This window comes from Flavobacterium sp. B330r (assembly GCF_056824325.1).
Genome location: NZ_CP124860.1, coordinates 3,520,072 through 3,541,750, shown reverse-complemented (window position 1 = coordinate 3,541,750; position 21,679 = coordinate 3,520,072). Strand labels below are relative to the sequence as shown.

General features: G+C 34.0%; 23 protein-coding genes. 14 read left to right on the top strand and 9 right to left on the bottom strand.

Annotation, left to right across the window (positions count from 1 at the left end; genetic code table 11):
• Positions 1 to 81: 81 nt before the first annotated feature.
• The 13 genes from QLQ95_RS15690 (at position 82) to QLQ95_RS15630 (ending at position 11,786) form a co-directional block, all read left to right on the top strand.
• On the top strand, positions 82 to 465 hold the full coding sequence (locus QLQ95_RS15690; RefSeq protein WP_095929905.1) for a RidA family protein: 384 nt from the start codon (positions 82 to 84) through the stop codon (positions 463 to 465).
• A gap of 134 nt (positions 466 to 599) precedes the next feature.
• Complete coding sequence (locus QLQ95_RS15685; RefSeq protein ID WP_320494069.1) at positions 600 to 1,844, top strand: voltage-gated chloride channel family protein; 1,245 nt, start codon at positions 600 to 602, stop codon at positions 1,842 to 1,844.
• A 130-nt stretch (positions 1,845 to 1,974) separates the two neighbouring features.
• Entirely contained in the window at positions 1,975 to 2,979 is a 1,005-nt protein-coding gene (locus tag QLQ95_RS15680) for a DHH family phosphoesterase (protein ID WP_095929903.1), read from the top strand.
• 8 nt (positions 2,980 to 2,987) lie between these two features.
• A complete protein-coding gene (gldI, locus tag QLQ95_RS15675) occupies positions 2,988 to 3,638 on the top strand; it encodes a gliding motility-associated peptidyl-prolyl isomerase GldI (RefSeq protein ID WP_095929902.1) in 651 nt (216 codons plus the stop codon).
• Positions 3,639 to 3,661: 23 nt separating this feature from the next.
• Complete coding sequence (locus tag QLQ95_RS15670) at positions 3,662 to 4,738, top strand: peptidylprolyl isomerase (RefSeq protein WP_095929901.1); 1,077 nt, start codon at positions 3,662 to 3,664, stop codon at positions 4,736 to 4,738.
• 30 nt (positions 4,739 to 4,768) lie between these two features.
• Positions 4,769 to 5,893 carry a peptidylprolyl isomerase gene (locus tag QLQ95_RS15665; protein ID WP_320494068.1) on the top strand — a complete coding sequence of 375 codons (1,125 nt, stop codon included), beginning with the start codon at positions 4,769 to 4,771 and terminating at the stop codon, positions 5,891 to 5,893.
• A 222-nt stretch (positions 5,894 to 6,115) separates the two neighbouring features.
• Positions 6,116 to 7,018: an EamA family transporter gene (locus tag QLQ95_RS15660; protein WP_095929899.1), complete on the top strand. Its 903-nt coding sequence runs from the start codon at positions 6,116 to 6,118 to the stop codon at positions 7,016 to 7,018.
• Positions 7,019 to 7,105: 87 nt separating this feature from the next.
• A complete protein-coding gene (locus QLQ95_RS15655) occupies positions 7,106 to 7,462 on the top strand; it encodes a DoxX family protein (protein ID WP_379798007.1) in 357 nt (118 codons plus the stop codon).
• Between the two features lie 25 nt (positions 7,463 to 7,487).
• Positions 7,488 to 8,195 (top strand): aquaporin Z, encoded by a 708-nt coding sequence (aqpZ, locus tag QLQ95_RS15650; RefSeq protein WP_482500541.1) that lies wholly within the window; start codon positions 7,488 to 7,490, stop codon positions 8,193 to 8,195.
• Positions 8,196 to 8,238: 43 nt separating this feature from the next.
• Complete coding sequence (locus tag QLQ95_RS15645; RefSeq protein WP_427872728.1) at positions 8,239 to 8,478, top strand: GlsB/YeaQ/YmgE family stress response membrane protein; 240 nt, start codon at positions 8,239 to 8,241, stop codon at positions 8,476 to 8,478.
• A gap of 114 nt (positions 8,479 to 8,592) precedes the next feature.
• Positions 8,593 to 9,420, top strand: coding sequence for a sterol desaturase family protein (locus tag QLQ95_RS15640; RefSeq protein ID WP_482500539.1), 828 nt, complete (start codon positions 8,593 to 8,595; stop codon positions 9,418 to 9,420).
• A 121-nt stretch (positions 9,421 to 9,541) separates the two neighbouring features.
• Positions 9,542 to 9,820: a DUF2805 domain-containing protein gene (locus tag QLQ95_RS15635; protein WP_095929894.1), complete on the top strand. Its 279-nt coding sequence runs from the start codon at positions 9,542 to 9,544 to the stop codon at positions 9,818 to 9,820.
• A 109-nt stretch (positions 9,821 to 9,929) separates the two neighbouring features.
• The gene (locus tag QLQ95_RS15630) at positions 9,930 to 11,786 is read left to right on the top strand and encodes a M61 family metallopeptidase (RefSeq protein WP_482500537.1); all 1,857 of its coding nucleotides are present in this window, start codon (positions 9,930 to 9,932) and stop codon (positions 11,784 to 11,786) included.
• A gap of 165 nt (positions 11,787 to 11,951) precedes the next feature.
• On the opposite strand, the gene QLQ95_RS15625 is transcribed toward QLQ95_RS15630, so the two are convergent.
• Both QLQ95_RS15625 and QLQ95_RS15620 read right to left on the bottom strand, forming a co-directional pair.
• Entirely contained in the window at positions 11,952 to 12,395 is a 444-nt protein-coding gene (locus QLQ95_RS15625) for a hypothetical protein (protein WP_482500535.1), read from the bottom strand.
• Between the two features lie 170 nt (positions 12,396 to 12,565).
• The gene (locus QLQ95_RS15620; RefSeq protein WP_095929989.1) at positions 12,566 to 14,902 is read right to left on the bottom strand and encodes a GH92 family glycosyl hydrolase; all 2,337 of its coding nucleotides are present in this window, start codon (positions 14,900 to 14,902) and stop codon (positions 12,566 to 12,568) included.
• Between the two features lie 137 nt (positions 14,903 to 15,039).
• Between QLQ95_RS15620 and QLQ95_RS15615 the strand changes: the two genes are divergently transcribed.
• On the top strand, positions 15,040 to 15,663 hold the full coding sequence (locus QLQ95_RS15615) for a M949_RS01915 family surface polysaccharide biosynthesis protein (protein ID WP_482500533.1): 624 nt from the start codon (positions 15,040 to 15,042) through the stop codon (positions 15,661 to 15,663).
• 87 nt (positions 15,664 to 15,750) lie between these two features.
• Here the strand turns inward: QLQ95_RS15615 and QLQ95_RS15610 are convergent, their stop codons facing one another.
• The 7 genes from QLQ95_RS15610 to csgH all read right to left on the bottom strand — a co-directional run bounded on the left by QLQ95_RS15610 (position 15,751) and on the right by csgH (position 21,676).
• Positions 15,751 to 16,107 carry a hypothetical protein gene (locus QLQ95_RS15610; RefSeq protein WP_095929890.1) on the bottom strand — a complete coding sequence of 119 codons (357 nt, stop codon included), beginning with the start codon at positions 16,105 to 16,107 and terminating at the stop codon, positions 15,751 to 15,753.
• A gap of 162 nt (positions 16,108 to 16,269) precedes the next feature.
• Complete coding sequence (locus QLQ95_RS15605; RefSeq protein ID WP_320494062.1) at positions 16,270 to 17,448, bottom strand: AIR synthase related protein; 1,179 nt, start codon at positions 17,446 to 17,448, stop codon at positions 16,270 to 16,272.
• 154 nt (positions 17,449 to 17,602) lie between these two features.
• Positions 17,603 to 19,099, bottom strand: a complete 1,497-nt coding sequence (locus QLQ95_RS15600; RefSeq protein WP_320494061.1) for a carboxypeptidase regulatory-like domain-containing protein — start codon at positions 19,097 to 19,099, stop codon at positions 17,603 to 17,605.
• A 60-nt stretch (positions 19,100 to 19,159) separates the two neighbouring features.
• The gene (locus QLQ95_RS15595; RefSeq protein WP_095929887.1) at positions 19,160 to 20,521 is read right to left on the bottom strand and encodes a CsgG/HfaB family protein; all 1,362 of its coding nucleotides are present in this window, start codon (positions 20,519 to 20,521) and stop codon (positions 19,160 to 19,162) included.
• 1 nt (position 20,522) lies between these two features.
• Positions 20,523 to 20,927 carry a curli production assembly/transport component CsgF gene (locus QLQ95_RS15590; RefSeq protein ID WP_095929886.1) on the bottom strand — a complete coding sequence of 135 codons (405 nt, stop codon included), beginning with the start codon at positions 20,925 to 20,927 and terminating at the stop codon, positions 20,523 to 20,525.
• A gap of 16 nt (positions 20,928 to 20,943) precedes the next feature.
• Positions 20,944 to 21,297 (bottom strand): CsgE family curli-type amyloid fiber assembly protein, encoded by a 354-nt coding sequence (locus tag QLQ95_RS15585; protein WP_482500530.1) that lies wholly within the window; start codon positions 21,295 to 21,297, stop codon positions 20,944 to 20,946.
• On the bottom strand, positions 21,278 to 21,676 hold the full coding sequence (gene csgH, locus QLQ95_RS15580; protein WP_482500529.1) for a curli-like amyloid fiber formation chaperone CsgH: 399 nt from the start codon (positions 21,674 to 21,676) through the stop codon (positions 21,278 to 21,280). The genes QLQ95_RS15585 and csgH overlap by 20 nt, the downstream gene beginning before the upstream one ends.
• Positions 21,677 to 21,679: the final 3 nt, after the last annotated feature.

The window sequence follows — 21,679 nt, the reverse complement described above, 5'->3', positions numbered from 1 at the left end:
ATAATTCTTAAATTGCAGCATCTTTAATTAACCTGAATTTGCTTTTAAAATGTATAGACAAATTCGCAAAAAACTAAAAAAATGAAAAGAGAAAACATCTTAACCGGATCGCCGTGGGAAGACAAAATGGGATATTGCCGTGCCGTAAGAATTGGCAATATTGTTGAAGTTTCTGGAACTGTAGCCATTGTTGACGGTGAAAAAGTAAAAGCTGATGACGCTTATGCTCAAACCTATAACATTCTGGAGCGAGTTGAAAAAGTTTTAGAAGATTTAAATGTGGGGATGAAAGATGTGATTAGAACTAGAATTTTTACTACCAATGTTTCTACTTTTGAAGAAGTGGCAAGAGCACACTCTGCTTTCTTTAAAGATATAAAACCAACAACAGGATTTTATGAAATCAGTAAACTGGTTGCTCCAGAATATTTGGTTGAAATAGAATTTACTGCTGTTGTTCAGTAATTTTTTATAGCCACGAATTCACGAATTTTCATTATTTTTTTTCTTTTGCCAGAGATTAATGGATTTAAAATATTTTTTTATCTTTTAATTCGTGAAAATTCGTGAAATTCGTGGCAAACTTTTAGAATTCATTAATGACTTCCTTAAATCCAAAACATTTTCTGCTTTCTCTTCCAAAATGGATTCTTATCTGTGTCTTAATAGGCATACTTTCAGGTTCTGCATCTGCTTTCTTTTTAGTTTCTTTAGAATGGGTGACACAATTTAGAATTCAGCATAACTGGATTATATGGCTTTTGCCTTTCGGCGGATTTCTGGTGGGATTGAGTTATTATTATTGGGGAGAATCAGTTGCAAAAGGAAACAATCTTTTATTGGAAGAATACGAAAATCCTAAAAAAGTTATTCCGTTTAAAATGGCTCCTTTAGTACTTTTAGGAACATTATTAACACATTTATTTGGAGGATCTGCAGGACGAGAAGGAACTGCGGTACAAATGGGAGGCGCAATTGCCGATCAGTTTACAAAATTCTTCAAACTTGATAATTCAGAACGAAAAATTCTGATTATTCTCGGAATCAGTGCAGGTTTCGCTTCTGTTTTTGGAACTCCTCTTGCGGGAGCTATTTTTGCTTTAGAAGTTTTATACTTCAGTAAAATTAATTTTAAAAGCATTTTACTTTCTTTTTTAGTGGCTTATGCGGCCTATTTTACTGTAGAATTCTGGGAAATAAAACATACACATTACAGTATCCCTGTTGTTCCAGAACTTAGTTTAAACAATATTATTTTCACTTTAATTGTTGGAGTTTTATCAGGATTTGCAGCATTATTATTTTCTAAAAGCACACATTTTTGGGGTTCACTTTTTTCGAAAAACATTAAATATCCTCCGCTTCGTCCTGTAATTGGTGGAGTCGTTTTGGCTATTGCCATTGCTGGTTTCGGATTTACAAAATTCTCTGGATTAGGAGTTCCTGTAATTGTCGATTCTTTTTCGAATCCAAACCAATGGTATGATTTTCTGCTAAAAATTTTATTTACCGGATTCACATTAGGAGCTGGTTTTAAAGGAGGCGAAGTAACGCCGCTATTTTTTGTCGGTGCGACTTTAGGAAGTACTTTATCGACCGTAATTCCAATGCCGATTGCGCTTTTAGCAGGAATCGGATTTGTTGCTGTTTTCTCGGGTGCAACCCACACTCCTATTGCCTGTACGATTATGGGAATGGAATTATTCGGAATTGCTCCTGGAATTTTCATCGCAATTGCCTGTACAATTGCTTATTTTTCTTCTGGTTCTGTCGGAATTTACAAATCACAGATTGTAAAAGGGGCTAAATATAAATTATACCAAAGGTTAAATTCCAATTTTTAAAATCTCAAATTCCAAACTGTGATGAAAACTGAGAACTGCAACTGAACACTAAAAACTGACCACTGACTACTGTAACTGGTCACTAAAATTATTTTCAGCATTACATTAAAAAAATGTAAATTCGCACACTATGAAAATACAAGATATTCAAGCGATTCAATTATTACTCGCCACCCCAAAGAAAATTGTCATCATTCCGCACAGAGGACCAGATGGCGATGCAATGGGATCAACGTTAGGTTTATACCATTTTTTAATTAAAAACAATCATCAGGCAACAGTAATTGCTCCGAATGATTTTCCTAATTTTTTAGCTTGGCTTCCAGGATCTGAAACCGTAAAAATATTCGAAAAAGAAACCGAAATCTGTACACAGATTTTAGAAGAAGCTGAAATCATTTTCACACTTGATTTTAATGCTTTTCACCGTACAGGCGAAATGGAGCATACTTTAGCAAAGCTAAAAGCGACTTTCATTATGATCGATCATCATCAAAAACCTGATGATTATGCTACCTATACCTATTCAGACACTTCATACGGATCTACTTGCGAGATGGTCTATAACTTTATCACTTTCTTAAATAAAAAAGAAGATATTGACAAAACCATTGCAACTTGCATTTACACAGGTATTTTAACCGATTCTGGTTCTTTCCGTTTTCCTGGCACAACAGGAAATACACATAGAATTATAGCTGAATTAATTGATTTAGGAGTTGAAAACACTCAGATTCCTGTATTACTTTTTGACAATAGCTCTTTCAGCAGATTACAATTATTAGGACGTGCTTTGCAGAACATGAAGATCCTTGAAAATCATAAAACTTCATATACGACGTTAACACAAGAAGAGTTAGATTCTTTTAATTATGTTAAAGGTGATACCGAAGGAATTGTTAATTATGGCTTAAGTATAAAAGATATTGTTTTTACTGCTATTTTTATCGAAAATAAAGACGAAGGGATTATCAAGATTTCATTCCGTTCGCAGGGAGGCTTTGATGTAAATCAGTTTGCTCGAGATCATTTCAACGGTGGCGGACATAGTAATGCAGCTGGCGGAAGATCTGAAGTTTCGATGCAAGAAACAGTTAATAAATTTGAAGATTTAGTAAAAAAACTAAAATTATAGTCCAAATCATGAACTACCTAAAACTTAGCATTTACACTTTGCTTTTTACAGTTTTGTTAAGCAGCTGTAAGCATCATGAAGAAGCCAGAAGACCCATTTCTAGTGCTTCGGGAACATTCATGAAAAAATCGGCTGACCGAAACAAAAAATTAGTGGCAAACGAAGAAGATGTCATTAAGAAAATAATCAAAAGCAATCCGAAAGTAAAATATTATGCTACTCCAAAAGGCTATTGGTTTTATTATGACGAAAGAAATACAAATGAAACTGCAGCTCCAAGAAAAGGAGATATTGCTTACTTTAATATGGAAGTAAAAGATATAAAAGGCAATGTCATTTATTCTGAATCAGATCTTGGTCCTCAAACTTACTATGTAGACAAACAAGACATTATGATGGGGCTTCGCGACGGAATAAAAAGAATGCATAAAAACGAAACTGTTACGTTTTTATTTCCATCGCATATGGCTTATGGGTATCACGGAGATAATAAAAAAATTGGCACAAACGAATCTCTAATCGTTACAGTAACGCTTAGAAATTTTGTTCCAGATCCTACGGCACAAACAGCAAAACCAGCTGCTCAGCCATCAGCCGTAACGCCAAAACCTGCAGTTGCAAAACCTGTAGCGCCAGCTAAAAAAGATACATTACATTAACTCAATAAAAACAACATCTTAAAATGAAAAAGAGTATTTTATTATTACTAATAGCCGTAGGCTCATTTTATTCTTGTAAAGATGACCACAGTAATCTTCCTGATGGTTTATATGCCGATATCGAAACAAACAAAGGTCACATCATTGTAGAGCTTGATTACAAAAAAGCACCTATTACAGTGGCTAACTTTGTGACTTTAGCTGAAGGTAAAAACGAGTTTGTAACGCACGAACAATTAAAAAAGAAACCTTTTTTTGACGGTTTAAAATTCCACCGAGTAATTGAAAGTTTCATGATTCAAAGTGGTGATCCATTAGGAACTGGTTCTGGAGATACTGGATATAAATTTAAAGATGAATTTTCAGATTTAAAATTTGACAAAGCTGGAGTTTTAGCAATGGCAAATAACGGACCTGGAACAAACAGCAGCCAGTTTTTTATCACTCACGTAGAAACTCCTTGGTTAGACAACCTACATACTATTTTCGGTCATGTGGTAAGCGCAAAAGATCAAGAAGTAGTAAACAAAGTTGTTCAAGGAGACAATATCGTTGCTGTAACTATTATTAGAAATGGTGAAGCAGCGAAAAAATTTGATGCTGCAAAAGTATTCCACGACTATTTTGCTGACATTGCAAAAGAACAACAAAAATATGCTGGAGCTCAAAAAGAAAAAGTAGATTATTACGCTTCTCTAAAACCAAAAGCAACTAAAACTACAAGCGGTTTAGAATATGTAATTACAGAAAAAGGAGGTGGCAAGAAACCTGCTATTGGAAGTCAAATTTACATTCACTACGCTGGTTTCCTTGAAAACGGAACTTTATTTGACACTAGCATTGAAGAAGTGGCAAAACCATTCGGGAAATTTGATCCTGCAAGAGCAGCGCAAAACGGCTACCAACCAATTCAATTTCAAGCTGGTAAAAAAGATGGTTTAATTCCTGGTTTTATTGAAGGAGTTGAGCAATTGTCTTATGGAGACAAAGCAGTTCTTTTTATTCCATCGCACTTAGCTTATGGAGCAACTGGTGCTGGAGGTGTAATTCCGCCAAACGCTAATATTATTTTCGAAATCCAGATTTCAGACAAACAGTAATTGAATTAAAGACTTAAAATTTTAAAAGCAATGAAATTTAAATTTCTATTTTTATTTTGCTTAGCAATAGTAAATATACAAGCTCAAACTAAAAAGCCTGCTACAAAACCAGCAGCGAAACCTACAACTACAGCAGCTGCTGCGGCAAATCCTGGCGACGGGATTTTCGCTACAATTTCTACTACAAAAGGAGACATTGTTCTTTCTTTAGAGTATGTAAAAGCACCTGTTACAGTAGCAAACTTTATTACTTTGGCAGAAGGTACAAATCCTAACGTTAAAGCATCTCTTAAAGGAAAACCATTTTACAACGGATTAAAATTCCATAGAGTAATTAACGATTTCATGATTCAGGGTGGTGATCCAGAAGGAAATGGTTCTGGAGGTCCAGGATATTCTTTTAAAGATGAATTTGTAGACGATTTAAAATTCGAAAAAGGCGGGGTTCTTGCTATGGCAAATTCTGGTCCGGCAACAAACGGAAGCCAGTTTTTCATTACACACAAAGATACTCCTTGGTTAAACGGAAAACACACTATTTTTGGCCACGTAGTGTCTGGAATGGATAATGTAAATAAAATAGTTCAAGACGATGTAATGACAAAAATTGTTATTACACGCAAAGGTGCTGCTGCAAAGAAATTTGATGCTCTAAAAGTTTTAAGCGATGATGTAAAAAAAGAAGCGGCTAAAAAAGAAGAAGCAAAAAAAGTAATAACTGCAAAAGCAGCTTATTTTAAAGACTTAAAAGCAAAAGCAACTGCAACAGCTTCTGGTTTAAAATATGTAATCACTCAAAAAGGTACTGGCGTTAAAGGTGCTGAAGGTTCTAACATCTATTTTCACTACGCTGGGTATTTTGAAGACGGAAACTTATTTGACAGCAGCATGGCTCCAGTAGCAAAAGCATATGGAAAATATGATGCCAATAGAGATGCGCAAGGCGGATACAAAGCGTTTCCTTTTACAGTTGGTAAAAAAGAGGGAATGATTCCTGGTTTTCTTGAAGCTCTTGATATGATGACAGACGGAGAAAAAGCGACTTTCTTTTTACCTTCAAATTTAGCGTATGGCGAAAAAGGTGCTGGCGGAGTGATTCCTCCAAATGCTACTTTGATTTTTGAAATTGAAACGTATCAAAACCAGCCTAAGTAATTAGAAAAGAGAAGATTTATTCTTTATAGATATAAAAAGCCATCAGAATTATTCTTGATGGCTTTTCTATTTTTTGCCGTTTATCTTTTTAAAGAATTCTTATTTTAAGCCTTTAAAAATCAATTCTATTGCAATTAAATCATTATTTTCAACATAGTACAAGAGAATCCTAAACAAAATAGCTTACCTTTGCCGGCTTAATTTTTTAAAAACAGATAATTTATGACGTCGCAAAATAGTGTATTAAAGGGTGTTTTTCTTGTTGCTTTGGGAGCAACTACTTACGGAATGTTGGCTACTTTTGTAAAAATGGCCTATTCTGAAGGATACACAACTGCAGAAGTAACGACCTCACAGTTTATATACGGAATTCTAGGTATTCTTGCAATCAATCTTTTTCAGCGTATTAAAAACAAAAACAAACCTGCCGTAAAAGCATCTCGTAAAAATGTTTTCAATTTAATGTTAGCTGGAACTTCTTTAGGAATGACAAGCTTATTTTATTATTTGGCGGTAAAATATATTCCTGTGTCTATCGGAATCGTTTTGTTGATGCAAACGGTCTGGATGGGTGTTTTGCTTGAAATGATTTTAGAAAAAAAACTGCCTTCAAAACAAAAGGTCATTGCGGTATTAATAGTGCTTTTTGGAACTGTTTTAGCCACCAATATTATCAATAACGATATCGAATTAGACTGGAGAGGTTTAGTTTGGGGAATGCTTGCTGCTGCTTCTTTTACTACAACTATGTTTACTGCCAATAGTGTAGCAACCGAAATTTCATCTGCCCAAAGAAGTCTTTATATGCTTTTAGGAGGTGCTGTTATTGTATTTTCGTTTGCTTTTGCAACACAGGTTACGGCCTTTAATATGGAAATCTTCCTAAAATGGGGAATTGTATTATCATTATTTGGTACCATAATTCCACCGCTTTTAATGACAGCAGGTTTTCCGTTAACTGGAATCGGACTAGGAAGTATTGTTTCTGCTCTTGAACTGCCAGTTTCTGTAATGATGGCCTATGTTTTATTAAACGAAAAAGTAATCTTTTCTCAATGGGTCGGCATTGTATTGATTATTCTGGCCATAATTATTATGAATGTAAATTTCAAGTCAAAAAAATAGCCCAAAATACATACTTTCAAAAAAAGAAGTATTGTAATGCAATAATTGTTAATTTTTTTATAAATTCGTGATAAACAATTAAATATCATGATTTTACCTTGGCATTTATATTTAATGGCTTTCCTTTATATTCTTGCTGGTCTAAATCATTTTAGAAAACCTGGAATGTACATAAAGATCATTCCGCCCGCATTTAAAAACCCCAAATTAATAAATATTTTAAGTGGTGCCGCTGAGATTATTCTGGGCATCTTTCTAATCCTGCCTTTTACAACACAAATTGCCGCCTGGGGAATTATAATGCTATTAATTGCTATTTTTCCTGCCAATTTGTACATGTTTCAAAATAAAAAAGCAGGATTTGGTTTACCATTATGGATTTTATTTGTACGTTTGCCCTTACAAATTGTTTTGATTTATTGGGCTTACCAATATACATTCTAACATTAACCATTTAAATTATTTTATTATGAAAAAATTATTTGCAGAGTTTTTCGGGACTTATTGGCTTGTTTTTGGTGGATGCGGAAGTGCAATTTTTGCAGCGGGAATTCCAAATTTAGGAATCGGATTTGCTGGTGTTGCACTTGCTTTTGGTTTAACGGTACTTACAATGGCCTATGCTGTTGGCCATATTTCTGGCGGACATTTTAATCCCGCTGTTTCTTTTGGTTTATGGGCTGGCGGAAGATTCTCGGCCAAAGATCTTATTCCGTACATCATTGCACAATGTGTTGGAGCTGTTGCGGCAGCAGGAACGTTATATACAATAGCTTCTGGAAAAGCTGGTTTTGCAATTGACAATACAAAAGCTGGAGCCTTTGCTTCTAATGGTTTTGGAGCTTTTTCTCCTGATGGCTATTCATTACAGTCTGCTTTCATTGCAGAATTTGTTCTTACATTATTCTTTTTATTAGTGATTTTAGGAGCAACTGATAAATTTGCAAATGGCAGATTTGCAGGAATCGCAATCGGTTTGGGGCTAACTTTAATACACTTAATCAGTATTCCGATTACAAATACTTCTGTAAACCCAGCGAGATCTTTATCTCAGGCTATTTTTGTTGGCGGAGAGCCATTATCTCAGGTTTGGCTGTTTTGGGTTGCCCCTATCCTTGGTGCATTAGCTGCGGGTTTCCTTTATAAAACACTGCTTCAAAATCACGGAGAAGCATAATAGCTGAAAAAAGAACTCAACACATCATCAAAAAAATAAAAATATGGAATTTTTATATTTCTTACTTATAGGTGCCATTTCTGGATGGCTAGCGGGTCAAATCTGGAAAGGTGCCGGATTTGGTTTAATTGGCAACATTATTGTCGGAATCATAGGCGGATTCATCGGAGGATGGATTGCTGGAAAATTTGGCATTGGAGGTGGCGGCCTTCTGTGGCAGATTCTGATTGCTGTAGGAGGTGCGTGGGTTTTATTATTTATAATCAGCCTCATCAAAAAATAATATCCTAAATAATAATTTCTAAAGAGAAAATCAGATATATTTATATTTGATTTTCTCTTTTTTATTGGAGTAAAACCGAAAGAAATCTTTAATTAATTCAAATATTTATGCATCATGAATGACATTATTAATTATTTTTCTACGATTCCTTCTTCGCATAGAAGTTTGATTTTGGTTGGCGGTATTACTATTTTCTGGCTAATTGAAAATAGTTTTCCTTTGTTTAAAATGCAATATAAAAAATGGCCTCATGCGGGTATAAATTTCTTTTTTACCTTCACTACCATTGTTGTCAATTTTATTCTTGCGTTTATTTTAATACGAACTGCTGCTTGGACAATCGAACATAATTTTGGAATTCTGCAATGGCTTCCAGAAATGCCAATCTGGCTATATACTATAATTGGCTTACTGCTTTTGGACTTAATTGGAGCTTATTTAGCTCATTTGGTAGAACACAAAGTAAAAATTCTTTGGCAGTTTCATCTGGTACACCATACCGATACTTGGATCGACACCACAACTGCCAATAGACATCATCCTGGAGAAAGTGTAGTCCGTTTTATTTTTACCACTTTAGGCGTTTTAATTATCGGCACTCCCATGTGGATGGTTTTTCTTTATCAATCATTATCGGTTATTGCTTCACAATTTAACCACGCCAATATTTCGCTGCCAGAAAAATTGGATCTATTCTTAAGTTATTTTATTGTTTCGCCTAATATGCATAAAGTGCATCATCATTATGTGCTGCCTTATACAGACAGCAATTATGGCAATATTTTTTCTGTTTGGGACAGGCTTTTTAAAACCTTTACCTACTTACCTAAAGATCAACTTATATATGGTGTAGACACTCATATGCAGTCTGAAGAAAACAATGAATTGAAGAATCTGTTAAAAATTCCATTTCAAAAATCACGATCCTTCAAAAACAGTTAAAATCATTAAAAAAATTGAACTTTACTGAACCAACTTATTATTTTTTTTTTTAATATTGATACAGAAATTGAAAATCAATCTATTAATAATTAACACCCTATTTTGAATTAATTTTCACGAGATGAAAAAGAGTAGCCGCAAAGAATTAACTCCGGAACAAATCGAAAGACTTGTTTCGTTAGCTTTAGAAGAAAGAAATCCATTTGAAATTATAAAGAAAGAATTTGGATTGGCAGAAAAAGAAGTCCTGGACATCATGAAAAAGAAAATGCCTCTTGAAAAATTTGAGATGTGGAAAAAGAAGGCAATTGCAAATAAACCAAAACCAAAACCAGTTAAAATAGATGATTTTGATGAAGATTTGGATGGAAAATATTATATAAAGAATAAATTAGACTAAAATAAAGCTCCTGTTTTTCAGGAGTTTTTTTTTATCTGTAAATATAATGTGATTTTTTAGTAACTTTTCGGTACTTTTTGTGTCAAATACTATAACTAAACATATAAAAATGAAAAAAATACTTTACACCTTAGCTCTAGCGGTAACTTTTTGGAGCTGTAAAACAGGTAGCACTGGAGCCGCGAAAAGCAATATAGTTGAAGTTAATATCAATTTAACCGATGTTAAAGACGATAAGGTCTTGGTAACCGTTACGCCACCAGCCATTAAGACTGATGAAATTACCTACAGTATTCCTAAAACCGTTCCTGGTACTTATTCTACAGATAATTATGGAAAATATTCAGAAGATTTTAAAGCTTTTGATGCAAAAGGAAATGCTCTTTCTGTAAAAAGATTAGGTGATAATTCTTGGTCGATCTCAAACGCAAAGACATTAAAAAGAATTACTTATCTTGTAAATGATACTTTCGATACAGAAAAAGGAACTGGATTTGGAAATGACGATGTTTTTTCTCCAGCAGGAACAAACATCGATGCAGGAAAAAATTTCATGGTTAACACTCATGGTTTTGTAGGGTATTTTCAAGATAAATTAGACGTTACGTACAAAGTTACTATCACGCATCCTGAAACACTTTGGGGAGCTACTTCTATGACCGATCAAGATGCAAGCAATACTTCTGATGTGTTTACCACTTCTCGTTATGCTATTTTGGTAGAAAACCCAATTATGTATTCTAAACCTGATTACACTACTTTTAATGTAAACGGAATGGACATCTTAATTGCTGTGTACTCTCCTACTGGAAAATATACTGCCGAGAGCATTACTCCAGAGATGAAAACCATGATGACCGCACAGAAAAACTTTTTAGGAAAAGTAAATTCTACTAAAAAATATACTGTATTGGTATACCTTTCTAGCATGGCTAAAGACGATGCTCACGGTTTTGGAGCTTTAGAACACCCAACTGCTACAACTGTAGTTTTACCAGAATCAATGCCAAAAGAAAAATTGGTAGAAACACTAAAAGATGTAGTTTCTCACGAATTCTTCCACATTGTGACTCCATTAACTATTCACTCAAAAGAAATTCAGTATTTTGATTACAATGCACCAAAAATGTCTGAACATTTATGGATGTACGAAGGTGTAACAGAATATTTTGCTAATTTATTCCAAATTAACCAAGGTTTAATTGACGAAGCTGAATTCTACACTCGTATTGCAGACAAGATTGCACAATCTAAACAGTTAGATGATACAATGTCGTTTACTGTAATGAGTAAAAATGTATTGGATCAGCCTTATAAAGATCAATACTTAAATGTATACCAAAAAGGTGCTTTAATTGGTATGTGTATTGACATTATTATTAGAGAGAAAAGCAATGGAGAAAGAGGGATTTTGGATTTAATGCATAAATTATCTGATGAATATGGGGTTGAAAAACCTTTTAATGACGATGAATTATTCGCAAAAATCACTTCTTTGACTTATCCTGAAGTGGGTGACTTTTTAAATAAATATGTTGCTGGAACTACTCCAATTCCTTACGATTTTTATCTAGCAAAAGTGGGTGTTACAAAAGCAAGCGAGAAAAAGGCTGGAAATCCGTTCATTAAAGGACAAACTCCTTACATTACTATTGATAAGGCAACGAAAGAAATCGCGGTTCGTCCTGAATCAGAATCAACTGCATTCTTTAAAAACCTAAACTTAAAAGGTGGCGATAAAATTTTAGCTGTAAACAATAAATCATACAACCTAGATAACATTTATGATTTAATTACAGAAAGTGAAAACTGGAAAGAAAATGATCCTATTACACTTAAAGTAAAACGTGGAACTAAAGAAGAAACCATAAAAGGAACTGTAAAACTACCATTTGAAGAAACAGAAACTTTTAAAGCTACAGATGCTTCAAAAGAGAAACTTAAAAATGCATGGTTAAAAGGATAATTTCTTTTTAAAGACATAAAAAAAAACCGACAAGTGATTGTCGGTTTTTTTTTATGTCATCCTGAGGAACGAAGGATCACACTCGTAAATCGCCAAAGATTGTCCGACATACTTTGCGGAGTTTCTTGTGTGATCCTTCGTTCCTCAGGATGACAAAAAAATACGTTATTTTTTCACTGGAAATTTCCAAGCAAATTCATCTTTCTCATTGATGATTGCTCCAATTTCAAACTTTACTACCTCATCAAATTCTGTTTGAAGGATAAACCAGTTGTCTTCGTTGAAGTAATTTTCAAAAGTATCAAATGTTTCTTGATTGAATTTTGTGATTCCTTTTGCAGCAAAATCTTTCTTTACGTCAGCAATTTTTCTTCCGATTAATTTGAATCCGAAAACTTCTAAATCATTGCTTGATGCTACTAAATAACCTAATTTCAAGTCCTCTTCCTGATAAAATGTCAATCTGATTTTGTGTGCATTATAAACAAAAATCACATTGTCGTCTTCGTCTTTATAGTTTTTATCAGGTTTTCCTAAAGCTGCTGTTACATCATTCTGCTTCATTCCGAAAAGCAGTTTCTCTATTCCTGATTTTAAATTGATCTTCATATCGATTGTCTTTATTTGAAGTGCAAATTTCGTGAAGTTTTTTGTTGTTTTGCCACGAATTGCACAAATTTTCACTAATTAAAAATATTACCGTTGTCAGGCTGAGCGTAGTCGAAGCCCTATCTGAGCTAGAAAGCCCTTCGACTTCGCTCTGGGTGACAAATGCAAAACTAATTTTGATACTGCTTCTTATTCGGCTTACTGCTCATATAAAACGTAATCTTTCCGCCATTGATAACATCGGCATGTTTTAAAAATGGTTTTTCCAATTGTTTTCCGTTAAGGAGAACTTTACTCACAAATACATTCTTATCAGATTGGTTTACGGTTTCCACTTCAAAAGTTTTTCCATTTTCTAAATTTACAATAGCATTTTTCATCAACGGACTTCCTAGTGCATACTCGTCAGAACCTGGAGCAACTGGATAAAATCCTAAACTGCTAAAAATATACCACGCACTCATTTGTCCAAAATCGTCATTTCCTCCTAAACCGTCAGCGCCATTTCTGTACATTTTTTTCAAGATCATTCTAATTTTATCTTGTGATTTCCACGGAGAATCTGTCCAATTATACAAATAAACTACGTGATGAGAAGGCTCGTTTCCGTGAACATAATTCCCGATTATTCCATCTCTTGTAATATCTTCGGTATTTTCAAAATATTTGTCTGGAAGATGCATATTGAACAGAGAATCTAAACGAACTTTAAATTTCTCGTTTCCACCCATCAATTTAATCATATCAGCAGGATCTTGCGGAACGTATAAGCTGTAATTCCAAGAATTTCCTTCAATAAAACCTTGCCCATGCGTATCTAGCGGATCAAACTCTTTTTTGAATGTTCCGTCATTCAATTTCGGACGCATGAAACCCGTTTTCTCGTCGTAGACATTTTTATAATTTTTCGATCTAGTAATGAATTCATTATAAATATCTGTTTTTCCTAATTTCTTAGCTGCCTGTGCTATTGCCCAATCGTCATAAGCATATTCTAAAGTTTTAGAAACCGAAGCACCGTTTTTATCTTCTGGAACATACCCTTTATTCATGTAAAATTCCAAACCATCGTAATACGGCACTTTTGCGGTATTTACACAAGCTTGAAGCGCTTTTTCGGCATCAAAACTAATATTTCCTTTTACAATTGCATCTGCCACAACCGAAACCGAATGATATCCAATCATACACCAGTTTTCATTGGCATAATGCGACCAAATTGGAAGCATTTTATGAACACTTTGATCTGAATGTGCCAACATAGAACTTACCATATCGGCATTTCTTTTGGGCTGCACAATATTGAATAACGGATGCAAAGCACGATACGTATCCCAAAGTGAATAACTGGTATAATTGGTAAAATTCTCCGCTTTATGCACATTCATATCTAGACCTTTATAATTTTTATCTAAATCCATGTATTCTGTTGGTCCCAAAAATGCATGATACATTGCGGTATAAAAATTAACCAAATCTTCTTTTTGAATGGTTTCTACTTGAACTTTATTCAATTCGTTATTCCAAACCTCCTGACTTTGTTTTTTTACTTTTTCGAAATCCCAATCTGGAACTTCTTTTTTCATATTTTCTAATGCACCGGCAGAACTTACAGGAGAAAGTGCCATTTTGATTTTGATTTTCTCGCCTTCATTAGTATCAAAATCAAAAAACAATTTTAGATTCTGACCCGCCATTTCTGGAAAGTTTTTCGTTTGATCGAATCTTCCCCAAAAACCTCTATAAACGCTTTTTTCCTGAGCAGCTTGTCCGTAACTTTTAATTGGTTTATTGAAAGACATTGCAAAATAAACCGTTCTAGTTCTCGCCCATCCGTTTGTTTGGCGATATCCGGTTATTAAAGTATCGTTTTCTACACGAACAAATGTCCAAACATTCTTTTTATCGTAGTTGTAAATTCCTGAAGTCAGATCTAAAATGATATGTGCTTCATTAGATTTTGGAAAAGTATATTGATGCATTCCCACGCGCGTTGTCGCTGTCAATTCTGCTTTTATTTTATGATCTTCGAGAAAAACGCTGTAATAAGCAGGTTCTGCTTTTTCTGTCGAATGTGAAAATGCAGATCTATAACCAGACAACGGTTTTGATGCTACACCAGGATTCAATTGCAGTTTGCCAGTTGTTGGCATAATTAAGAAATCACCTAAATCGGAATGTCCAGTTCCGCTGAAATGAGTATGGCTGAAACCTACAATCGTTTTATCTTCATACTGATAACCAGCACAGTATTTATAAACTTCTCCGTTGTATTTTCCATTTAAACTGTAAGCAATGGTATCTGTTTCTGGGCTTAATTGCACGCTCCCGAAAGGAACTGTTGCGCCTGGATACGTATGTCCCATTTTTGCTGTTCCAATCATTGGATCAACATATTGAATTAAATTTCGTTTTTCTCCTGCCTTCTTCTGTCCTATCATATTATTAGTAGAAAGTACCAAAACCAATACTCCCAGAAGAAAATTACTGCAATTTGTTTTAATCATTTTTATTGTTTTTCTTAGAAATCCTCTTTGTTTTTTTAGTATTGAAAAGTACAACAAAATCTATTTTTAAAAAACATAAATTTAGCAGGACTCAAAAGGTTTAAATATCTTTGATGTACTAAAAATATACAGTAAACATGAAAAAATATATTGTATTTCTACTTTCCTTTTATTCGACATTTGTTTTTTGTCAAAAAGTAGAAAGCTATAAATTGACCAAACAAGAAATTTTAAAACGAGAGCTTGAAAACGTCACTGATTTTCCTATTTATAAAGCATTTGAATTTAGTGATAAAGGAGGTGTTTACGAATTGGTTTTGGGCGAAAATCAGAAAACAGTTTCTAAAAAAGACACTTTAAATACCAAAATACAAGCCATTTGCGTAGTCAATGATCACGGTGGATTTCTAGAAAAATGGCGAATTAATGATTTGCTTGAAAATACTATTCCGAAAGAAACAAACATTTGGTTCTGGACAAAATATTGCAGTACAAAAGATATTGATGGCGACAGTTATATTGAACCTATTATTGTTTATGGAACTCGCAATGAAGATGGCTATATAAGACGCGTAAAAATTATTACGGTTTATAAAAACAAAAAATATGTGATCCGCGCGGTTGAATGTGATTTAGATGATTGCAGAAGTTTTGAAAAAGATCAAAATTGGAATACGCTTCCGCAGAAAATAAAAACGTACATCAATCAATTGACTGAAAAAATGAGAAAAGAGCAGGATTTGCTTTTGAAGAATGGATAGAATTTAATTGTGAATTGTAAATTGTTAATGATTGATGTTGATTCTTAATTAATAATTAATAATTAACAATTCACCACTAACAATTATCTACTCGTTCATTTCATCGTAACGTTCCGGAACTTGTGGGTCGTAAAGCGGACATTTGAATTCTTCCATAATATCTACTAGTTTATTCATGGTTTTTCCTTCTGTTCCGTAGCAGTCAATTTTTATGCTTTGGGGTGTAGTAACAACTTGAAATGCACCTTTTCCTTTTGAGTTTTTCCAGCTGTTTTCATCCACTCTTTCCCATTCAGAAAAGACTGAATTTATTCTGTTTACGATTACTTCCACTTGAAGTTCAGCCAGACCTTCCACTTCTTGTTTTTCAACAAGAGCTTCATAAACTTCCTGATTGTTCAGGTAGATTTCATCTAGATATTTCCAAAAAAGTAATTCGTACATAGTTAAATATTTTTAAACCATATAAGTGATATAAGAAAGTATAAACTTTTCTGAGTGAAATTGAAAACTGTCAAATCAAAATAAGGCTTCGACTTCGCTCAGCCTGACAATCAAATCTGTCAGTTTAAAATGAACTTATATCACTTATACGGTTAATTTATTTTAATAATTGAATGTTCCGTATTCGCTTGTGATTGTAAGCTTTTTAGAATCAGATGCTTCTACTCTACCTACAATTTGCGCATCAACATTGAATGATTTCGAAATTTCGATAATATCTTGTGCAATACTTTCTGGAACGTAAAGCTCCATTCTGTGACCGCAGTTAAAAACCTGATACATTTCTTTCCAATCTGTTTTTGATTGTTCTTGAATTAATTTGAACAATGGTGGCACTGGAAATAAATTGTCTTTTATAACGTGTAAATCTTTTACAAAATGTAAAATTTTAGTTTGCGCTCCTCCACTGCAATGCACCATTCCGTGAATATCATTTGGAGTATATTTATCTAAAATTTTCTTGATAATTGGCGCGTAGGTTCTAGTTGGAGAAAGCACTAACTGCCCAGCATTGATTGGGCTGTTTTCAACTTCATCTGTTAAATTAACCTGTCCAGAATAAATTAATTCTTCTGGAACTGCTGCATCGTAGCTTTCTGGATATTTTTTAGCCAAATATTTTCCAAAAACGTCATGACGTGCAGAAGTTAATCCGTTACTTCCCATTCCGCCATTATAGCTTTTCTCATAAGTTGCTTGTCCGAAAGAAGCCAAACCAACAATTACGTCTCCCGCTTTAATGTTTGCATTATCTACAACATCGTTGCGTTTCATACGAGCTGTTACGGTAGAGTCTACAATAATAGTACGAACTACGTCTCCAACATCGGCAGTTTCTCCTCCTGTTGAATGAATGGTAACTCCGAATGATTTTAACTCGTTGATTAATTCTTCTGTTCCGTTAATGATTGCAGAAATTACCTCAGCTGGAATCAGGTTTTTATTTCTTCCAATAGTTGAAGAAAGCAAAATATTATCTGTTGCACCAACACACAATAAATCGTCAATATTCATGATTAGGGCATCTTGAGCGATTCCTTTCCAAACCGAAAGATCTCCAGTTTCTTTCCAGTACATGTATGCCAAAGATGACTTTGTACCTGCTCCGTCAGCATGCATAATAAGGCAATGCTCATTGTCCTGAGTTAAATAATCAGGAACAATTTTACAGAAAGCTTGCGGAAATAAACCTTTGTCAATATTTTTTATAGCGTTATGTACGTCTTCTTTTGATGCCGAAACACCTCTTTGTGCATATCTTTTGCTAGAATCTGAACTCATGAAAATTAGTTTGTGTTGATGTGCAGCAAAGATAATCCCTTTTTTTAATTCTTTGCCTTATTCGATTATTTGATTGATAAAAAAATCGGCAGAATTATATATTCTGCCGATCTCCTGAAATAAAATTGGTTATTAAAGGTTGGTTTATTATTTCTTATTCCCAATCTGGCATTGAGGTTCCTGTGAACAATAATGTCCTTACATTATCAGTGGTATTTTTAACTAATGCTTTATAAATCTTTTTTTCTGATATACCATCATTAGAGGTATTTACAAAAATAACTTCGGCTTCATTTGGAGAATATCGAACATCATAATCATTTGTTCCTACAATTTTATCGAGTAAAATTGGTGTAGAAGTTCCTGTGGTAAAACTATATTCATAAATTCTTAAATCAAGCTGACGATAATTTGCATTTTCGTATCCTGAAACATCCCAAGAATATACTATTTTTTGTCCTGTAATCGAAAAATTCAAGCCGTTAAAAGCTCCAGCTTGCCCAGAAATAACATTTGCTATTACAGTGCCTGACATATTAATAACATAAATCTCAACATTATATCCATTTGCATCATTTACTTTCAACACAATTTTTGATTCATCAGCACTCCAATCGCATTCAGAGATAAATTTACCGTTTGGCGTTTGAAATATTTTAGTCAAACCACTTCCATCATTATTAATTTTATACAGCTTATCAAAATTTGGATAAATTAATGCACTTCCTGAAGCATTCCATGAATATCCAACGTAATCTGAATTAAATCCAGCTATAGATACTGAACTAGTAATTTTTTTTGCTCCAGTACCATCAAAATTCATAGTGTAAATATCATTTCTTGAACCATTTGTGGCTATATAAGCAATTTTTTTAACTTGATTATTTCTTCGAGGGCGCCACGAATTTTTATCTGACCCAGTTAATTGATATTGTTTCCCAGCATCATCAGCTGTAAAAATCACATTATTATCATTAATCCCTTTTACGAATAATTGCCTTGTTGCTGGAAAATTAAGAGTTGAGAAAGCGCTAATTGCGCTCAATATAGGAGTATTAACTCCATCGGTGACTTCAACTTGCCAATAGTATTTTATACCATATACAAGATCCGTCAGTGAAAGTTTTTTCTCCTTTATGGCTTCAAAAGTTTTTACTTCTGCATTACTGTCATTTCTAAGAGTGACCTTAAAGGTAAGTGCGTCATTATCTGGATCGGTAGCCGTCCAGGTTAAGTCTAAAGAAACAGCCTGACCTGTACTGTTATCTACTGGACTAACCAAAACAGGAACTGTTGGAGGCTTATTGTTTGCTGTTGCTTTTTTGAGTTCAAAAACAACTTCTGAGGTCGTATTTTTAGTTACGGTAACAGCTTCAAATTTTGCGACATATCCATCTTTTTGAGCTTGAACTGAATATTCTCCTACTTTCACATTAGAAAGTGTAAACTTCCCCTCTGCATCTGTAAACACGGTACTCGTGGCTGGACTAGAAAGTATTTTCACATTTTCCATTGGCTCAAAAGTATCACCAGAAACAACTTTCCCTGTGATTGTACCATAATCATTAAGTTGTTCCCCTATTTTTTCTTCACTGCATGAAACCAAAAACAATAAAAAAAGTACACTGGCAATTTGGTATAAATACTTCATTTTTGATTTGTTTTTAAATTTAACTTCAACGTTATAATTTCTGATAATTAACTATTCAAATTATTTTTTCTTTTTTCCAAAGTAAAAAGTTAGCCCTAGACCAAATTTGTAATAGTAATCATCTCGGGTTCCTGCAACAATATAATCGACATTATCACTGAAATTAATATTTTGTTCAGCAAATAATTTTATACCTATCTGATCTGATGCCATATATTCTAAGCCTGCACCGTATTGAAATTTACCGTAGGTATTTTCAAATTTCCGATTCATTCCATATCCTCCTCCTCCATATAAAAATGGCGTAAGGCGATCTTTAGGAAGAATGATCCATTCCATATTAAGATCGTAGGTAATATACCCGACATCTAGTAAATTTTTGTTGGCGAGGTTTACAACATTGGTAGAAGCGCTTACTGTAAAACTTGGAGAAATCATCCATTTCAAGGCTCCACGTCCAAAAGGTCTTAACAACGGATCGCGATAATCTCCATCCATTAAAGTAGCACCGCCAGAAAGTTCTATGGCAAATTTGCTTCTTCTGTTTTCAAGCACTCTATCATATAAACCCGTTACATCGGCAGTTTTGGTTTCTTCGGCGTAAGCTTTCAGTAAATTATCAACTTCCCATTTTGGAGCATCAGCTTCCCAGACATTATCTTTTATTCCTTCCAAAACCAAAGATTCAACAGCCTTTTCTATAGCTTCTGTAACAGCCATATGTACCGGTTCATTAGTAGTGTATCCCGTTTCTACTTCGAGAAGTCTTTTAAAATTGACATATCTAAAAAGGCTCTCATCAATTGCCTGCGACAAAATAGTTTTTGATATATAAACTGATTTTAGAATTTTTCCGTTTGAAGTCGAAATCATTCTCAAATAAATTGTTACACGGTCTTGACGGTATTTTACAGATGCTCCGGCACCAAAATATCTTGCACCAAATCCGCCTGTGATAATATTAGAATCATACGAAACAATACCTCCTTCCAACAGCACTCCAGCATATAATAGAGGTGTTAATTGCGGTTCATTCGGATTTGCATCTTTTATATATTCCTGACGAGTTGCACGAATTAGATTTCGTTCTTGCAATAAGTTTCCAATATTTTCACGCTCAATTGGTATAAACCATTTAGAATCTTCCAGCGCTTTTATCAATATAGAAGTGGCTCCCTGTGTCACAGCAGTACTAAAACTGCTTCCGTTTTCCTGAGGTTTGTATTGTCCAGTCTGGTCTCTAAATTTATAGACACCAACGACGACTTGTTCTTTGGGTTTTGGCAGATCTTTTAATAATGACGTAGCGGGCGTACCTTCTCCCAAAACAGCTTTTTGAACTCCAGTGGGTTGGTTATAATAAGCGCCGCAGCCAGTAAGAAGTAACCCAAATACAATAAATAGGTAGTAATGGATTCGCATGTTATTGATTTGGGATGATTACTTGTGTTTGTTCTCCTGTATTGGTATCTAAAATATTTAGAGTAAGACCATCTGATGACGGAAATACATCGACCGAATAACTCCCAAAAGTATAAGAGCCTTCTTTGATGCCATCTGTACCAAATTGCTGTTTATAAAGTTGACTGGAAATCTGATTTAATAATTGAGCATTTAAATTGGCTTTAAACTTCTCTAAATCAGTTTGTGTAGGAGTGACAGCTGTTTTATCTTTCTGCTTGTTTTGAGCTTCAGCACTGCTTAAAAGCCATTGATAGTTAAACGTATCGCCACCAAATGCAGGGTTTACAGGTTTGTAAACAAAAGCCTGAGCATTTACAGATGGAGATAAAAGCAGACACAATATTAAGGTTGCTATAAGTTTCATGTCTTTGATAAATAAATTAATACTGAGTGAAATATTTGCGTTCTTTTTCTTTTTCTTTCAAATAAGTAAAGGTTGTGTTTACAGCTTCTTCTGCAGCCGCTTCTAAATATTCGTCGTCTGGCCTAACCAAAAAATCATAAATGACCTCATTATCTATAGTGATAGATATCGCTGTATTTCTGGCAAAACTATATTCTTCACCTATGGTTACTATTTTCTTAGCATTTATTCCAATCGCATTATATTTATAGTAATATTTGTCATAGAAATCTTTACCCATTTTCGTTTTGGTGTCGTCAGTAATAATGCCACGTAATTCAAAACCTTCATCAGGGATTATTACAACTGGCTCATCTTTTTTTTTCTTCACCCAAAACCACACGATCTTTTGCTATTATTTGTTTATCTTCATCATAAAACAAAAGCATAATAATTACCTCATCAGTATCAAGCAGATTTATCTGCGATGTAGATAATTTTTGTTTTTCGTTTGGCTGTAAGGTAAAAACACCAACCTGTTCATTCTTAGACTGATTACTATTACTATCATTATTTTTTATCACAGACAATCTATAGGCGGCACTCCTGATTACATCTGTCATGTTTTCAGCTGTACCGGTTATTTTTACATTGCCCTCTATTTTTTCAATTTCTATTTTTGCTTTTATCTTATCTTGAGGAACTTGTCCATAAAAAATTATAGAAAAAAATAAAAATAGAATCGTGATATGTCTGTTAAAAAAATACATGTT

Excerpts from the sequence above, each read along its gene's own strand:
- QLQ95_RS15630 (WP_482500537.1), top strand. The coding sequence starts at position 9,930 with ATGAAAAAAATACTTTACACCTTAGCTCTAGCGGTAACTTTTTGGAGC.
- QLQ95_RS15590 (WP_095929886.1), bottom strand. The coding sequence starts at position 20,927 with ATGAAACTTATAGCAACCTTAATATTGTGTCTGCTTTTATCTCCATCT.
- QLQ95_RS15610 (WP_095929890.1), bottom strand. The coding sequence starts at position 16,107 with ATGTACGAATTACTTTTTTGGAAATATCTAGATGAAATCTACCTGAAC.
- QLQ95_RS15605 (WP_320494062.1), bottom strand. The coding sequence starts at position 17,448 with ATGAGTTCAGATTCTAGCAAAAGATATGCACAAAGAGGTGTTTCGGCA.
- QLQ95_RS15685 (WP_320494069.1), top strand. The coding sequence starts at position 600 with ATGACTTCCTTAAATCCAAAACATTTTCTGCTTTCTCTTCCAAAATGG.
- QLQ95_RS15665 (WP_320494068.1), top strand. The coding sequence starts at position 4,769 with ATGAAATTTAAATTTCTATTTTTATTTTGCTTAGCAATAGTAAATATA.
- QLQ95_RS15655 (WP_379798007.1), top strand. The coding sequence starts at position 7,106 with ATGATTTTACCTTGGCATTTATATTTAATGGCTTTCCTTTATATTCTT.
- QLQ95_RS15635 (WP_095929894.1), top strand. The coding sequence starts at position 9,542 with ATGAAAAAGAGTAGCCGCAAAGAATTAACTCCGGAACAAATCGAAAGA.
- QLQ95_RS15600 (WP_320494061.1), bottom strand. The coding sequence starts at position 19,099 with ATGAAGTATTTATACCAAATTGCCAGTGTACTTTTTTTATTGTTTTTG.
- QLQ95_RS15670 (WP_095929901.1), top strand. The coding sequence starts at position 3,662 with ATGAAAAAGAGTATTTTATTATTACTAATAGCCGTAGGCTCATTTTAT.
- gldI (WP_095929902.1), top strand. The coding sequence starts at position 2,988 with ATGAACTACCTAAAACTTAGCATTTACACTTTGCTTTTTACAGTTTTG.
- QLQ95_RS15645 (WP_427872728.1), top strand. The coding sequence starts at position 8,239 with ATGGAATTTTTATATTTCTTACTTATAGGTGCCATTTCTGGATGGCTA.
- QLQ95_RS15625 (WP_482500535.1), bottom strand. The coding sequence starts at position 12,395 with ATGAAGATCAATTTAAAATCAGGAATAGAGAAACTGCTTTTCGGAATG.
- QLQ95_RS15680 (WP_095929903.1), top strand. The coding sequence starts at position 1,975 with ATGAAAATACAAGATATTCAAGCGATTCAATTATTACTCGCCACCCCA.
- aqpZ (WP_482500541.1), top strand. The coding sequence starts at position 7,488 with ATGAAAAAATTATTTGCAGAGTTTTTCGGGACTTATTGGCTTGTTTTT.
- QLQ95_RS15660 (WP_095929899.1), top strand. The coding sequence starts at position 6,116 with ATGACGTCGCAAAATAGTGTATTAAAGGGTGTTTTTCTTGTTGCTTTG.
- QLQ95_RS15615 (WP_482500533.1), top strand. The coding sequence starts at position 15,040 with ATGAAAAAATATATTGTATTTCTACTTTCCTTTTATTCGACATTTGTT.
- QLQ95_RS15595 (WP_095929887.1), bottom strand. The coding sequence starts at position 20,521 with ATGCGAATCCATTACTACCTATTTATTGTATTTGGGTTACTTCTTACT.
- QLQ95_RS15620 (WP_095929989.1), bottom strand. The coding sequence starts at position 14,902 with ATGATTAAAACAAATTGCAGTAATTTTCTTCTGGGAGTATTGGTTTTG.
- QLQ95_RS15640 (WP_482500539.1), top strand. The coding sequence starts at position 8,593 with ATGAATGACATTATTAATTATTTTTCTACGATTCCTTCTTCGCATAGA.
- csgH (WP_482500529.1), bottom strand. The coding sequence starts at position 21,676 with ATGTATTTTTTTAACAGACATATCACGATTCTATTTTTATTTTTTTCT.
- QLQ95_RS15690 (WP_095929905.1), top strand. The coding sequence starts at position 82 with ATGAAAAGAGAAAACATCTTAACCGGATCGCCGTGGGAAGACAAAATG.